This is a genomic window from Amaricoccus solimangrovi, assembly GCF_006385685.1.
GTDB lineage: Bacteria > Pseudomonadota > Alphaproteobacteria > Rhodobacterales > Rhodobacteraceae > Amaricoccus > Amaricoccus solimangrovi.
The window spans coordinates 1-12,084 of record NZ_VFRP01000023.1; the positions used below are offsets into that span (position 1 = coordinate 1).

The following is a 12,084-nucleotide window of genomic DNA, read 5'->3' on the forward strand; positions in this document are numbered from 1 at the left end:
CAAACCGCTCTGCAAACCGGGCATTCCGATGTCCGCTAAGTGCTGGTCGGGGCGACTGGATTCGAACCAGCGACCTACGGTACCCAAAACCGTCGCGCTACCAGGCTGCGCCACGCCCCGACCCGGCTGCTCTAGCCCGAGGCGGGGCGTGAGAAAAGCGGATTCGCGGGCGCCGGGCCGGTTTACTGGCCGCAGGGCCAGGCGGCGGCGGCCTGATCGACGGCCGGATGCCGGAGTTCCGCCCCCGGCTCGATGTCGAGCGTCCTCGCCATGCCGGCGTTGAGTTCGAGCACGAAGCGGATGTCCTCGCCGCCGGGAATCGGCGTGCGGTCGAGCGGCCGGGCGTTTTCGTGGATCCGCTCCAGCCGGCCCGAAGCATCGAAGAACAGCATGTCGAGCGGGATCAGCGTGTTCTCCATCCAGAAGGCCACCGGCTGCGCGTATTCGTAGACGAACAGCATGCCCGAGTAGCGGGGCAGGGACTCCCGGTACATCAGGCCGCGTTCCCGCCCTTGGGCCGTGTCCACCACCTCGACCGATATCCGCGCCGAACCGTCCGCGTCGCGGATATCGACGCGGGAGGGATCGCAGGCGCCCTCGGCGCGGGCGGTTCCGGTGGCGAGAAGGGCGGCGAGGAGGACGGCGGCCGCGCCCGCGAAGCGGGGGTCAGTCATCGCCCTCGCCCGCCTGACGCTGCCGCGCCACGTAGTCCCAGCTCCGCACCTCGTAGACCATCGGCCCCCGCGGGCCGGAGGTGATGCGGACCGCCAGCACGTCGCCCGCCAGCACCTCGCCGTAACCGTACTGGCGCAGCGTCTCCATGTGCAGGAAGACGTCCTCGGTCCGGCCGTAGACATTGACGAAGCCGAAGCCCTTGACCCGGTCGAACCATTTCACCCGCGCGGGCTGAAGCGGCCCGCTCGGCGCGCCCTCGACGGGCAGCGCCGCCGCGGTCTCCTGCGCCGGCGCCGAGGCCGGAAGGATGTCGAGCACCTCGAGCGCCTGGCGCCCGCGGTCGGTCATCTGCACGCGCAGCACGATCTCCGCGCCCTCGGCCACCGAGGTGAAGCCGAAGACCCGCAGCACATTCCCGTGAAGCAGGATGTCACCCTCGCCGTCCTCCGCGACGACGAAACCGTAGCCCTTGGTGGTGTCGAACCATTTGACGTGACCGCGTACAACCATTTCACAGTACTCTACCTGTTCAACGCGGGCCATTGTAGGCCTCCGGCCGAACTCTACACAAATAAAGCCCTCCACCACGCGAATCCGGGGCCAACGCTAGATCTACCTTCTGTCATCCGTCATATCCCGAATGCGGGTGCGTGCAACGGGAAATTCCGGGTTGTCAGGGCGGGAGGGCGCCATTTCAACTGTGGCGCGACAATGCCCGCCACGTCCAATCGCATTTGGACGTTCAGACATGCTGTCCTCCGTTGATCTCGATCTCCACTCCCGAAAGATAGCTGCTTTCGGGCGAGCACAGAAAGAAAATCGTGTCCGCGACCTCGTTCGGCTGGCCGAGACGGCGCAGCGGGATGGAGGAGACGAGGTTCGCGGTGCCCGGCGAGAGGATTTCCGTCTCGATCTCGCCGGGTGCGATCGCGTTCACGCGGATCCCGAGCGGCCCGAGGTCATGCGCCATCTCCCGCGTCAGCGCGGCGAGGGCGGCCTTGGAGGTCGCATAGGCGGAGCCCGCGAAGGGATGCACCCGCCCGCCGGCGATCGAGGTCACGTTGACGATGGCGCCTCGGGCGGCGCGCAACTCCTCGATCAGTCCGCGCGCCAGCACGACCGAGGCGAAGAAGTTCACATGGAAGACATGGCCCCAGGTCCGCAGGTCGGTCGTCAGCGTGTCGAGCCGCGCCCCGCCCTCGCCCTTCGGCGAGATGCCGGCGTTGTTCACCAGCGCCTCGAGCCGTCCGCCCGGCAGGCGCCGCCGGATCTCCGCCACCGCCTCGATCGTGTCGTTGGGGTCGGCGAGATCGACCTGGATGTGATCCTCGGGTCCGGCGGGCCAGGGACAGTTCTCCGGGAACGCGTGGCGGGAGCAGGTGATCACCCGCCATCCGGCGGAGGAGAAGCGCTTCACCGTCGCGTGGCCGATGCCGCGGCTCGCTCCGGTCAGCAGCAGGGTCTTGCGGTCCGGCATCGCGCGCTCCGGGCTTCGGCCTGGTCCTCAGGCTAGGGCGAGCCGCGGACCGGATCAAGGATCGCGGTCCGCGTTACGGCGTCGCGGGGTCAGTGCAGCCGCGCCGTCAGTCCGATCGAGGCGAAGGCGAACAGGATGCCCAGCGCCTCCCGCCCGCTCAGCTTCTCGCCGAAGACGACGACGCCGAGCCCGACCACGAGAAGCAGGCTCAGCATCGCGTAATAGACGCCGATCGAGGCCAGCGGGAGATGGCGCATCGCATAGACCCAGCCGACCGCGCTCAGCCCGTAGATCAGCGCCCCGCCCAGGAAATGCGCGTTGCCGAGCAGGCTCTCCCGATCCGAGGCGAGCTTGAGGAAATAGTCTCCGAGCGTGGTCATCGCGACCACGGCCGTTATGAACAGGATGGCATGCATCGAACGATCCCTCCCGCCGCGGGTGCGCGGCGCCTTTCGTGAGCGGGCTGGATGCGCGGACGGTTTCGTCGCGCTTCGGCCCGGACTAATGTGGAGGCTCGCCCTGGCGGCGGGCCCTTAACAATCGGACGTCTCGGTTCAAGATTAATTTTTGGTTAACGCTCCCATTATGCCCGAAAGACCAGATCTCGACCACATCCTTCGGGAGATCCACGAGACCCTCGCCCCCCGCTTCGGGGAAGGCGCCGTCGCCGACTACATCCCCCAGCTCGCCCGGGTCGATCCGCGCGGTTTCGGCATGGCGGTGATCACGCTCGACGGCGACACCCATGTCGTGGGCGACGCCGATACCGCCTTCTCGATCCAGAGCATCTCGAAGGTGCTGATGCTGACGCTCGCGCTCGGCAAGCATGGCGAGGCGGTCTGGAGCCGGGTCGGGCGGGAGCCTTCGGGCTCGGCCTTCAATTCGATCGTCCAGCTCGAATACGAACACGCGGTCCCGCGCAACCCGTTCATCAACGCCGGCGCCATCGCCATCACGGACCTGCTTCTGGCCGGCCACACGCCGCGGGAGGCGATCGGGGAGATGATGCGCTTCGTCCGCTCCCTCGCCGAGGACGAGAGCATCGCGATCGACCAGGCGGTGGCGAGGTCGGAACAGGCCACCGGCGACCGCAACCGCGCGCTCGCCTATTTCATGCATTCCTACGGCCAGATGCGGCACCCGGTCGATCACGTGCTCGGCGTCTATTTCCACCATTGCGCCATCGCGATCTCCTGCCGCCAGCTGGCGCGGGTCGGGCTCTTCCTCGCCAACAACGGCCGCGATCCGGTGACGGGCGGCTCCATCGTCAGCCCGTCGCGGGCGCGCCGGATCAACGCGGTGATGCTGACCTGCGGCCATTACGACCAGTCCGGCGATTTCGCCTATCGTGTGGGCCTGCCCGGCAAGAGCGGCGTGGGCGGCGGCATTCTCGCGATCGCGCCCGGCCGGGCGGCGGTCGCGGTCTGGTCGCCCGGCCTCAACGCCTTCGGCAACTCGCTGCTCGGCTCGCTCGCGCTCGAGATGCTCGCGCGGCGCACCGGCTGGTCGGTCTTCGGCTGAGACGCCTTTGCTCTTGGCTTTTGGAAGCCGTGCGACAGATCATGCCCGAAGACAGGCACTTCGAAGGAGCCTTCCGATGACTGAAGCGAAACTCTTCACCCCGCTCAAGGCCGGCGCGCTGTCGCTGCGGAACCGGGTCGTCATGGCGCCGCTGACCCGCAACCGCGCCCGGCCCGCGGACGACGCGCCGGGCGATCTCGCGGTCGAATACTACCGCCAGCGCGCCTCGGCCGGGCTCATCATCTCCGAGGGGACGCAGATCAGCCCGATGGGCAAGGGTTACGCGCTGACGCCGGGGATCCATTCGGCCGCCCAGATCGACGGCTGGAGCCGGATCACCGAGGCGGTCCATGCCGAGGGCGGCGCGATCGTCGCGCAGATCTGGCACGTGGGCCGGATCTCGCACACCTCGCTCCTCCCCGACGGCGCCCAGCCGGTCGGACCCTCGGCGCTCACCGCCGAGGCGCGCACCTTCGACGGCGAGAAGTTCCAGCCCGTCTCCGCGCCGCGCGCGCTCGACATCGGCGGAATCGGCCGCGTGCTCGCGAACTATCACCACGCGGCGATGAACGCGCGCTCCGCCGGTTTCGACGGGGTCGAGATCCACGCCGCGAACGGCTATCTGATCGAGCAGTTCCTGCGCGCCTCGGCCAACGAGCGGACCGACGCCTACGGCGGCTCGGTCGAGAACCGGACGCGCTTCCTCGAGGAGGTGGTGGCGACCGTCAGCGAGGCGATCGGCGCGGATCGCGTCGGCGTGCGGCTCAGCCCCTTCTCGCATGCCAATGGCGTCGAGATCGAGGGCGCCGAGGAACTCTACGCCCGCGCGATCGAGCGGATCGACGCCTATGGGCTCGCCTATCTGCACATGATCGAGGGCGAGACCGGCGGGGCGCGGACGTACCCGGATCCGGAGGCGATCGCGCGGCTGCGCTCTCTCTTCAAGGGGGTCTACATCGCCAACAACGGCTATGACCGGCGCATGGCGATCGACGCGGTGGAGAGCGGGGCCGCCGACGCGGTCGCCTTCGGCCGGCTCTTCATCTCCAATCCCGATCTGGTGGAGCGGCTCCGCCGGGACGCGCCGCTGAACGAGCCCGACCGCGACACGTTCTACGGCGGCGGGGCGGGGGGGTATACCGATTACCCCTCCCTGCCCGAGGCCGCCCCGGTCTGACGTGCCCGGCAGGCGCGCCCCGGTCAGGGATTGAGGCGGGTCACCGTCCAGGACCCGCCCGGCCCCGGACGGGTCCAGCGGAAGCGGTCGTGCAGACGGTGCGCGCCGTCGGCCCAGAACTCGATCTCCACGGGCGCGATCCGGTACCCGCCCCAGAAGGGCGGCCGGGCCGGGTCGATGCCCTTCAGCGCCGCGATCCGCGCGACCTCCGCGACCAGCGCGGCGCGTGAGGAGAGCGGCCGGCTCTGCCGCGAGGCCCAGGCGCCGAGGCGGCTCTGCAACCCGCGCGAGCGGTAATAGGCGTCGGCCTTCGGCCCTTCCTCCCTCGTCACCGTGCCCCGGACCCGGATCTGCCGGCGGAGCGACTTCCAGTGCATGACGAAGGCGGCCTTGCCCGAGGCAAGTTCCTCGGCCTTCCGGCTCTCGTAATTGGTGTAGAAGACGAAACCGTCGTCCTCGATCTCCTTCAGGAGCACCATCCGGACGTTGGGCAGGCCGTCGGCGTCGACGGTGGCGAGCGCGACCGCGTTCGGGTCGTTGGGCTCGGCCGTCTCAGCCGCGGCGAGCCAGGCGCGGGCGAGGACGAAGGGATCCTCCCCCGCGAAGATTCCCCCCCGCTCGCTCGCCATGACGCGTCAGCTGCTCTTCATCTGGGCGATGAGCCGGTCGAGATCGCCGCCCTGCGCGTCGAGCATCGCCGCGACCTCCGCCCGCTCGCTCGCGAGCGCCGAGACACCCTCGATGATCAGGTTCACGACCTTCGGGCTGCCGGAGCCGGACGCGATCTGCCAGCCGACGCGGATATCCTCCTGCCCCGGCCGCTTCACGACCGAGCTCACGAGAACCCCGGCCCGGCCCGCGTCCTGCGCGCCCTGCACCTGGATCGTCGCGTTCTTGTAGTCGGAGAAGGTCTTGCCGTAGCGGCGGGCGAAATAGCCGGTGAAGGCGGGCACGAAGGCCTGTTTCTGCGCCGAGCTGGCGCTCCGCCAGGTCGGGCCGAGAACGCTGGCCGAGACCGCGCTCATGTCGGCGTAGCGCATGATGATCGTCTGGAAGCTCGAGATCACCTGGTTCGTCGACTGGCCGGAATTGACGAGCTTCGTCAGTTCGCCCGACAGGGAGACGACGAGCTGCTGCGCGCTCGCGGCCGCGTCGGCGCGCGCCGGTCCGACCAGCGCGAGCGCGAGGCCGAGCCCCGCGGCGCCGCGCATGATCGCGCGCCTGCTCAGGCCAGCTTCATTGATTCGCATAGACATCCTCCAACATGTCGAGGTCCGAATTGCCCTCGCCCTCCGACAGCCGCGCACGCTTGTTCTGCAGGTAGCTGACCCGCGTCGCCGTGTAGCTGTCGGCCGAATTGTGAAGCAACTGGTCCACGATGGGATCGAGTTCATACCGGTCGTTCACGATATCAAGCCCGCTCACGACAAGGAGACCGTTCACCACCGGGCCGGACAGCACGTAATAGGTCGGATCGGCGAACTGATCGAGCGCCCAGGCCGTCCAGTCGCGCTGCGTTCCCGGGCCGAAGACCGGCATCACCAGATAGCCGCCGTCGGGGATGCCCCACTGGTAGAAGGTCTCGTCGAATCCCGTCTCGCGATAGGGCAGCCCCATGTCCTTGGCGATGTCGAGGACGCCGCCGAGGCCGAGGAGCGTGTTGACCGCGAAGCGCGTCGTCGATTGCGCGACGCGCAGCCCGTTGCCCTGAAGGCCGTACTGGATGATCTCGCCCGGCAGCTTCCAGTTGTCGCGGACGTTGCGGATCCCGTTCCGGGCCACCTGGGGCACGGTATTGCCATAGGCGCGGGCCACCGGACCGATCACCTGCGCGTCGAGTTCCACGTTCGTCTCGTGAACGGGACGGTTGTAGGGTTCCAGCGGATCCCAGCTCAGATCGTTCGGATCGCCCGATGGCGGAGTCGCGCAGGCTCCGAGCAAAAACAAGCCACCCAGCGGAGACAGCATCCGCGCGACACTCTTCATACTCTCGCCCAATCCCTCGTCCCTTTGGCCGGCAATCTAGCGTGGATGAAGCTAGGGCGCCATGCCCGCTCGTCACCCCGCGGCCGGTCCGGGCGGAGATTTTCCGGCCGGTCCGGCGTTCCGGCCGTCTTCAACGCGGCGCTTGAAAGCGCGTTCCCTCCCGCCGCGTTTCTGGATAGCTTGCGCGCGACGAACCGACGGGGCCGGCGCCGGCCTCCCCGGAAAACCGGAAAACCGAAGAACCAGGAGTGCTCCCCATGCCCTCGGCCATCGACGCCCGCCTCGAAGAACTCGGAATCACCCTGCCCGACGCCCCGGCGCCCGCCGCTAACTACGTGCCCTATGCCAAGGCCGGCGATCTCATCTACATCTCCGGCCAGGTGAGCCGCGACGAGAACGGCTTCATCGTCGGCAAGCTCGGCGCCGACCTCGGCCCGGACGAAGGCTACCGCGCCGCGCGCCATTGCGCGCTCGCGCTGATCGCCCAGTTGCGCGCCGCCTGCGACGGCGATCTCGACCGGGTGGTGGAGGTGATCAAGCTCACCGGCTTCGTCAACGCGACCCCCGATTTCACCGACCATCCGAAGGTGATCAACGGCGCCTCCGACCTCTTCGCCGAGGTCTTCGGCGACCGCGGCCGCCACGCCCGCGCGGCCGTCGGCTGCGTTTCGCTGCCGCTCGGCGTCGCGGTGGAGGTCGAGGGGATCTTCCAGGTCTCCTGAACCATGGCCCGCGCCGTCCCGCTCCCGCCCGCCTTCCTCGGCGCGCCGATCGCGCACCGGGGCCTTCACGATCGCGCGGGCGGCCGGATCGAGAACAGCCGCGCCGCCGCCGAGGCGGCGATCGCGGCCGGATACGGCATCGAATGCGACATCCAGGCCTCGGCCGATGGCGAGGCCTTCGTCTTCCATGACGACGTGCTCGAACGTCTCACCGGCCGGAACGGCGCCTTCAATGCCCGTCCCGCCGCCGAACTCGCCGCCATCCCGCTCGCGGGGGCGGCGGATCACGAGACGATCCCGACGCTCAGGGACTTCCTCGCCCTCGTCGCGGGCCGTGTTCCGCTCCTGATCGAGGTGAAGGACCAGAGCCACGTGCTCGGCCCGGGGGTGGGCGCGCTCGAACGGCGGATCGCCGCGCTCCTCGCGGGCTACGGCGGGCCGGTCGCGCTCATGTCCTTCAACCCGCATTCGGTCGCGGCCCTCGCCGAGGCCGCGCCCGATCTGCCGCGCGGTCTCACCTCCTGCGCCTTCGACGAGACCGAATGGGGGATCGCCGCGGCGCGGCGCGCGCATCTCGCGCGGCTCGCGGATTTCGCGCCGCTCGGCTGCGGCTTCGTCTCCCACGACCGGACCGACCTCGGCAACCCCGCGGTCGGGGCGCTCCGCGCCGGCGGGACGCCCATCCTGACCTGGACGATCCGCTCGCCGGCGGAGGAGGCGGCGGCGCGCCGTGTCGCGCACAACATTACCTTCGAGGGATACCGGCCCGCCGCTTGACCTCGGGGGCGCGACTGCCATCTCATGCTCCGCTGAGGAGGCGCGATGGAAGACCGCGGTGCGATAGAGATCACGTCCTTGACATCCCTCGCGGAAATCTCCGCGGAGGAATGGGATCGCTGCGCCGCGCCCGGGGCGGGGCGCCCGGTCGATCCCTTCACCACGCACCGCTTCCTGAGCGCGCTGGAGGAGTCCGGCTCGGTCGGCCCGGGCACCGGCTGGCTCCCGCGCCACCTCGTCGCCCGCGCCGAGGGCGAGGTCTTCGCGGTGATGCCGCTCTATGCGAAGAGCCACAGCCAGGGCGAATACATCTTCGACCACAACTGGGCGCATGCCTATGCGAACGCGGGCGGGCGCTACTATCCGAAGCTGCAATCGGCGGTCCCCTTCACGCCCGCGACCGGCCGGCGCTTCCTGACCCTGCCGGGTCGCGAGGCGGAGGGGCGCGCGGCGCTCGTCGAGGGCGCGCTCCGGCTCGCCAAGGCGAACCGCTGTTCTTCGCTCCACATCACCTTCTGCGCGGCGGAGGAAGCGGCCTGGGGCGAGGCGGTCGGGCTGCTGCGGCGCGCGAGCCAGCAGTTCCACTGGGTGAACCGCGGCTACGCCGATTTCGACGCCTTCCTCGCCGATCTCTCCTCGCGCAAGCGCAAGACGATCCGGAAGGAGCGGGAGCGCGCCCAGGCCTTCGGCGGCGATATCGTCTCGCTGACCGGCGATGCGATCGAACCCGCGCACTGGGACGCCTTCTGGCGCTTCTACCAGGACACCGGCTCGCGCAAATGGGGCTCGCCCTATCTGACGCGGGAGTTCTTCGACCGCGCGCAGGAGACGCTGCGCGACGACATCCTGCTCGTGCTGGCGCGGCGAAACGGGCGCTGGGTCGCGGGCGCGCTGAACTTCATGGGTAGCGACACGCTTTTCGGCCGCTACTGGGGTTGCGTCGAGGACCATCCCTTCCTGCATTTCGAACTCTGCTACTACCAGGCGATCGAGGCGGCGATCGACCGCGGGCTCGCCCGGGTCGAGGCGGGCGCGCAGGGCGAGCACAAGCTCGCGCGCGGCTATCTGCCGACGCAGACGCATTCGCTGCACTGGATCGCCGATCCCGCCTTCGCACGGGCGGTGCGGGAGTATCTCGAGGCCGAGGCGCGGGCGGTGGATCAGGAAATCGAGGTGCTGACCGCCTACGGCCCCTTCCGCCGCTGCGCGGATGTGCCGGAGCAGGACTGAGCCCCGCCGGGCCGCTCAGTCGGCGGTGAGCCGCGCGACTTCCGCCCCGGTCGCCCGGCGCAGATCCTCGGGTCCGAGCGCGATCATGAAGCCGCGGCGTCCGCCGTTGACGACGATCTCGGCCTGCTTCATCGCGCTGTCGTCGAGCGCCACGGGCACCCGGCGCTTCTGCCCCAGCGGGCTGATGCCGCCGACGACGTAACCGGTCAGCCGCTCCGCCTTCGCCGGTTCCATCATCCGCGCCGATTTGCCGCAGAAGACCGCCGCGGCGCGTTTCATCGACACGCTCGCGGCGACCGGGACGACGACGCAGCGCGGCTCGCCGTCGACCTCGAGCATCAGCGTCTTGAACACCTGCTCCGGCGGGCGCCCCAGCGCGGCCGCCGCCTGCTCTCCGATCCGTTCGCTCCCCTTCGAATAGGCATACGCATATGTGCCGAACGTGATCCCGGCGCCGGTCAGCGCGCGGGTGGCCTGGGTGCTCGCGGTCATGGCCGGTATCCCATCTCCCGGTCGATCCAGCCGAGGATCAGCCGGACGATCGCCCGCTGCTCGCCGTCCGTCAGCGGCCGCCCCGCCGGCAGCTTGTGCCATTTCGCGAGGCAGCCCCGGCAACAGGACGCCGTGGCATGCTGGGCGATGAAGACCGGATGGCCGCGCATCGGCGTCTGCCGCCCGTCGTTCGCCGGCTCGGCGGGCGCGAGGCGGCGCGCGACGAAATCCGCCGCGTGGGCGGCGATCTCAGACCGGCCCTTGCGGTTGGCATAGTCGCGCTCCCTGGCCCCGAGCCGGAACCGGCGACGGAAGGCCGACGTTTCCAACCGGGAAAGTGGCGCGAGGCGGGGTTCCTCGGCAAGATGCTCCATGCGCGACACCTAGCCCGGCCCGGCGCGCCGCGCATCCGCTTTTCGAGACCGAGGGAGGCATCCATGACCGAAATCCTGACCGCCGGGGAGCGCGAGGAGCTTCTGCCCGACCTCGATGCCCGCGGCTGGCGCGCCGATCCCGCGCGCGATGCGATCCGCAAGATCTGGAAGTTCCGGTCCTTCTCCGAGGCCTGGGGCTTCATGTCCCGCGCCGCGCTCGCGGCGGAGAAGCTGAACCATCACCCGGAATGGAAGAATGTCTACAACGTGGTCGACGTGACGCTGACGACGCATTCCTGCGGGGGACTGAGCGCGCTCGACGTGAAGCTCGCCGAGCGGCTCGACAAGATCGCGGGCGGAACGGTCGAGGTGCAGCGCGACCATTCCGAGCCCGCGCTCTGCCTCTGTCAGGTCCGCCACGGCTGACGCCGCCGGGAGCCTCAGACCTGCGCGAGCAGGGTCTCGCCGGCGCTGAGCTCGCATTCGCCGGGCGAGGCCTCGACATTCAGCACCTTCACGACGCCGTCCTCGACGAGCATCGCATAGCGCTTCGAACGGTCGACCAGCCCGCGCGCCGGCGCGGTGAAGTCGAGCCCGATCGCCTTGGTGAAGGCGGAGGTCGCGTCGCCGAGGAAGCGCAGGCCCGCCCCGGCGCCGCCGGTCGCCTCGGCCCAGGCGCCGAGCACGAAGGGATCGTTCACCGAGACGCAGACGATATCGGCCACGTCCTTCGCGCGCAGCTCGTCCGCGACGCGCATGAAGCTCGGGACGTGCCGGGTGGAGCAGACGCCGGTATAGGCGCCGGGCACACCGAAGATCACGACCTTGCGCCCGCCGGTGAGGTCGGAGACCGTCACCTCGGCCGGGCCGTCCGGTCCCATCTCCAGAAACGTGCCTTCGGGCAGGCTCTCGCCGACGGCTATGCTCATCTCGTTCATCTCCGTTGCCATCCGCCTGTTCGCGGCGGACCCGATCCGCCATATAGAGGAGCGATCGCGAACACCAACCGGAAAGTCGGCCCGATGACGAAAGACGGCGCGCGAAGCGCCCCGGCCCGGAGCGGGCGGGCCTGATGCGGATCATCGCCGGACGCTTCCGGGGAACGGCGCTCGCCGCGCTCGGGGCGGGGGACGCGGCGGCGCATCTGCGCCCGACCTCGGACCGGGTGCGCGAGAGCCTCTTCAACCTGATCCTGCACGCCGATCTCGGCGACGTGCCGGAGATCGAGGGCGCGCGGGTGCTCGACCTTTTCGCCGGGACCGGCGCGCTCGGCCTCGAGGCGCTGTCACGGGGGGCCGCGAGCGCGGTCTTCGTCGACAAGGGGGCGAAGGCGCTCGGCCTGCTGCGCGAGAACATCGGCCGTCTCCGCGTCGGGGAGGCGGCGCGGGTGCTCGCCCGCGACGCGACGCGGCCGGGACCAAATCCCGGGATGCCGTGCGATCTCGTCTTTCTCGATCCGCCCTATGGCAAGGGCCTGGGCGAACGCGCGATCGCGGCGGCGCTCGAAGGCGGCTGGATCGCGCCGGGGGCGCTCGTCGTCTGGGAGGAGAACACCGCGCCGGTTCCGCCGGCCGCCTTGACCCTCCTCGACGCGCGCCGCTATGGAGACACGATGATCACCCTCTTCCGTGCCGATCGATGACCGGGGGCCGC

17 protein-coding genes and 1 tRNA gene are annotated in these 12,084 nt (G+C 69.8%); 7 read left to right on the plus strand and 11 right to left on the minus strand.

Going from position 1 to position 12,084, the window contains the following annotated elements:
- Window positions 1–43: 43 nt before the first annotated feature.
- The 5 genes from FJM51_RS17895 to FJM51_RS17915 all read right to left on the minus strand — a co-directional run bounded on the left by FJM51_RS17895 (window position 44) and on the right by FJM51_RS17915 (window position 2,568).
- Window positions 44–120, minus strand: a tRNA-Pro gene (locus tag FJM51_RS17895).
- 62 nt (window positions 121–182) lie between these two features.
- A complete protein-coding gene (locus FJM51_RS17900) occupies window positions 183–674 on the minus strand; it encodes a DUF192 domain-containing protein (RefSeq protein WP_140455502.1) in 492 nt (163 codons plus the stop codon).
- On the minus strand, window positions 667–1,185 hold the full coding sequence (locus FJM51_RS17905; protein WP_140455503.1) for a cold-shock protein: 519 nt from the start codon (window positions 1,183–1,185) through the stop codon (window positions 667–669). The genes FJM51_RS17900 and FJM51_RS17905 overlap by 8 nt, the downstream gene beginning before the upstream one ends.
- A 232-nt stretch (window positions 1,186–1,417) precedes the next feature.
- Window positions 1,418–2,152: an SDR family NAD(P)-dependent oxidoreductase gene (locus tag FJM51_RS17910; protein ID WP_140455504.1), complete on the minus strand. Its 735-nt coding sequence runs from the start codon at window positions 2,150–2,152 to the stop codon at window positions 1,418–1,420.
- Between the two features lie 89 nt (window positions 2,153–2,241).
- The gene (locus FJM51_RS17915; protein WP_140455505.1) at window positions 2,242–2,568 is read right to left on the minus strand and encodes a transporter; all 327 of its coding nucleotides are present in this window, start codon (window positions 2,566–2,568) and stop codon (window positions 2,242–2,244) included.
- Window positions 2,569–2,737: 169 nt separating this feature from the next.
- Here FJM51_RS17915 and FJM51_RS17920 point away from each other — a divergent pair, with 169 nt between their 5' ends.
- Together FJM51_RS17920 and FJM51_RS17925 are read left to right on the plus strand one after the other, a co-directional pair.
- The gene (locus FJM51_RS17920) at window positions 2,738–3,673 is read left to right on the plus strand and encodes a glutaminase (RefSeq protein ID WP_140455506.1); all 936 of its coding nucleotides are present in this window, start codon (window positions 2,738–2,740) and stop codon (window positions 3,671–3,673) included.
- Between the two features lie 76 nt (window positions 3,674–3,749).
- Window positions 3,750–4,850: an alkene reductase gene (locus tag FJM51_RS17925; RefSeq protein WP_140455507.1), complete on the plus strand. Its 1,101-nt coding sequence runs from the start codon at window positions 3,750–3,752 to the stop codon at window positions 4,848–4,850.
- A 23-nt stretch (window positions 4,851–4,873) separates the two neighbouring features.
- Here FJM51_RS17925 and pdxH read toward each other — a convergent pair whose 3' ends face one another.
- From pdxH to FJM51_RS17940, 3 genes are read right to left on the minus strand one after another with little or no spacing between them, the layout of a single operon-like run.
- Entirely contained in the window at window positions 4,874–5,479 is a 606-nt protein-coding gene (gene pdxH / locus FJM51_RS17930) for a pyridoxamine 5'-phosphate oxidase (protein WP_140455508.1), read from the minus strand.
- Window positions 5,480–5,485: 6 nt separating this feature from the next.
- Window positions 5,486–6,100 (minus strand): MlaC/ttg2D family ABC transporter substrate-binding protein, encoded by a 615-nt coding sequence (locus tag FJM51_RS17935; RefSeq protein WP_181164616.1) that lies wholly within the window; start codon window positions 6,098–6,100, stop codon window positions 5,486–5,488.
- Window positions 6,087–6,818 (minus strand): MlaA family lipoprotein, encoded by a 732-nt coding sequence (locus FJM51_RS17940; protein ID WP_181164617.1) that lies wholly within the window; start codon window positions 6,816–6,818, stop codon window positions 6,087–6,089. The genes FJM51_RS17935 and FJM51_RS17940 overlap by 14 nt, the downstream gene beginning before the upstream one ends.
- A 275-nt stretch (window positions 6,819–7,093) precedes the next feature.
- Between FJM51_RS17940 and FJM51_RS17945 the strand changes: the two genes are divergently transcribed.
- The 3 genes from FJM51_RS17945 to FJM51_RS17955 are packed head-to-tail and all read left to right on the plus strand — an operon-like array spanning window position 7,094 to window position 9,565.
- Complete coding sequence (locus FJM51_RS17945; RefSeq protein ID WP_140455511.1) at window positions 7,094–7,558, plus strand: RidA family protein; 465 nt, start codon at window positions 7,094–7,096, stop codon at window positions 7,556–7,558.
- A gap of 3 nt (window positions 7,559–7,561) precedes the next feature.
- Entirely contained in the window at window positions 7,562–8,335 is a 774-nt protein-coding gene (locus tag FJM51_RS17950; protein ID WP_140455512.1) for a glycerophosphodiester phosphodiesterase family protein, read from the plus strand.
- A gap of 45 nt (window positions 8,336–8,380) precedes the next feature.
- Complete coding sequence (locus tag FJM51_RS17955; protein ID WP_140455513.1) at window positions 8,381–9,565, plus strand: GNAT family N-acetyltransferase; 1,185 nt, start codon at window positions 8,381–8,383, stop codon at window positions 9,563–9,565.
- 15 nt (window positions 9,566–9,580) lie between these two features.
- Here the strand turns inward: FJM51_RS17955 and ybaK are convergent, their stop codons facing one another.
- Together ybaK and FJM51_RS17965 are read right to left on the minus strand one after the other, a co-directional pair.
- Window positions 9,581–10,057, minus strand: a complete 477-nt coding sequence (ybaK, locus tag FJM51_RS17960) for a Cys-tRNA(Pro) deacylase (RefSeq protein ID WP_140455514.1) — start codon at window positions 10,055–10,057, stop codon at window positions 9,581–9,583.
- Window positions 10,054–10,431, minus strand: coding sequence for a DUF4186 domain-containing protein (locus FJM51_RS17965; protein WP_140455515.1), 378 nt, complete (start codon window positions 10,429–10,431; stop codon window positions 10,054–10,056). Before FJM51_RS17965 ends, ybaK begins: the two co-directional genes overlap by 4 nt.
- A 63-nt stretch (window positions 10,432–10,494) precedes the next feature.
- Between FJM51_RS17965 and FJM51_RS17970 the strand changes: the two genes are divergently transcribed.
- Entirely contained in the window at window positions 10,495–10,857 is a 363-nt protein-coding gene (locus FJM51_RS17970; protein WP_140455516.1) for a 4a-hydroxytetrahydrobiopterin dehydratase, read from the plus strand.
- A gap of 14 nt (window positions 10,858–10,871) precedes the next feature.
- Here FJM51_RS17970 and FJM51_RS17975 read toward each other — a convergent pair whose 3' ends face one another.
- Window positions 10,872–11,360 carry a peroxiredoxin gene (locus FJM51_RS17975; protein WP_140455517.1) on the minus strand — a complete coding sequence of 163 codons (489 nt, stop codon included), beginning with the start codon at window positions 11,358–11,360 and terminating at the stop codon, window positions 10,872–10,874.
- Window positions 11,361–11,503: 143 nt separating this feature from the next.
- Here FJM51_RS17975 and rsmD point away from each other — a divergent pair, with 143 nt between their 5' ends.
- Entirely contained in the window at window positions 11,504–12,073 is a 570-nt protein-coding gene (gene rsmD / locus FJM51_RS17980; protein ID WP_140455518.1) for a 16S rRNA (guanine(966)-N(2))-methyltransferase RsmD, read from the plus strand.
- Window positions 12,074–12,084 lie beyond the last annotated feature (11 nt).

What these genes read in the sequence shown, in the direction of transcription:
- FJM51_RS17900 (WP_140455502.1), bottom strand. Translation starts at nt 674, where the DNA reads ATGACTGACCCCCGCTTCGCGGGCGCGGCCGCCGTCCTCCTCGCCGCC.
- FJM51_RS17905 (WP_140455503.1), bottom strand. Translation starts at nt 1,185, where the DNA reads ATGGTTGTACGCGGTCACGTCAAATGGTTCGACACCACCAAGGGCTAC.
- FJM51_RS17910 (WP_140455504.1), bottom strand. Translation starts at nt 2,152, where the DNA reads ATGCCGGACCGCAAGACCCTGCTGCTGACCGGAGCGAGCCGCGGCATC.
- FJM51_RS17915 (WP_140455505.1), bottom strand. Translation starts at nt 2,568, where the DNA reads ATGCATGCCATCCTGTTCATAACGGCCGTGGTCGCGATGACCACGCTC.
- FJM51_RS17920 (WP_140455506.1), top strand. Translation starts at nt 2,738, where the DNA reads ATGCCCGAAAGACCAGATCTCGACCACATCCTTCGGGAGATCCACGAG.
- FJM51_RS17925 (WP_140455507.1), top strand. Translation starts at nt 3,750, where the DNA reads ATGACTGAAGCGAAACTCTTCACCCCGCTCAAGGCCGGCGCGCTGTCG.
- pdxH (WP_140455508.1), bottom strand. Translation starts at nt 5,479, where the DNA reads ATGGCGAGCGAGCGGGGGGGAATCTTCGCGGGGGAGGATCCCTTCGTC.
- FJM51_RS17935 (WP_181164616.1), bottom strand. Translation starts at nt 6,100, where the DNA reads ATGCGAATCAATGAAGCTGGCCTGAGCAGGCGCGCGATCATGCGCGGC.
- FJM51_RS17940 (WP_181164617.1), bottom strand. Translation starts at nt 6,818, where the DNA reads ATGCTGTCTCCGCTGGGTGGCTTGTTTTTGCTCGGAGCCTGCGCGACT.
- FJM51_RS17945 (WP_140455511.1), top strand. Translation starts at nt 7,094, where the DNA reads ATGCCCTCGGCCATCGACGCCCGCCTCGAAGAACTCGGAATCACCCTG.
- FJM51_RS17950 (WP_140455512.1), top strand. Translation starts at nt 7,562, where the DNA reads ATGGCCCGCGCCGTCCCGCTCCCGCCCGCCTTCCTCGGCGCGCCGATC.
- FJM51_RS17955 (WP_140455513.1), top strand. Translation starts at nt 8,381, where the DNA reads ATGGAAGACCGCGGTGCGATAGAGATCACGTCCTTGACATCCCTCGCG.
- ybaK (WP_140455514.1), bottom strand. Translation starts at nt 10,057, where the DNA reads ATGACCGCGAGCACCCAGGCCACCCGCGCGCTGACCGGCGCCGGGATC.
- FJM51_RS17965 (WP_140455515.1), bottom strand. Translation starts at nt 10,431, where the DNA reads ATGGAGCATCTTGCCGAGGAACCCCGCCTCGCGCCACTTTCCCGGTTG.
- FJM51_RS17970 (WP_140455516.1), top strand. Translation starts at nt 10,495, where the DNA reads ATGACCGAAATCCTGACCGCCGGGGAGCGCGAGGAGCTTCTGCCCGAC.
- FJM51_RS17975 (WP_140455517.1), bottom strand. Translation starts at nt 11,360, where the DNA reads ATGAGCATAGCCGTCGGCGAGAGCCTGCCCGAAGGCACGTTTCTGGAG.
- rsmD (WP_140455518.1), top strand. Translation starts at nt 11,504, where the DNA reads ATGCGGATCATCGCCGGACGCTTCCGGGGAACGGCGCTCGCCGCGCTC.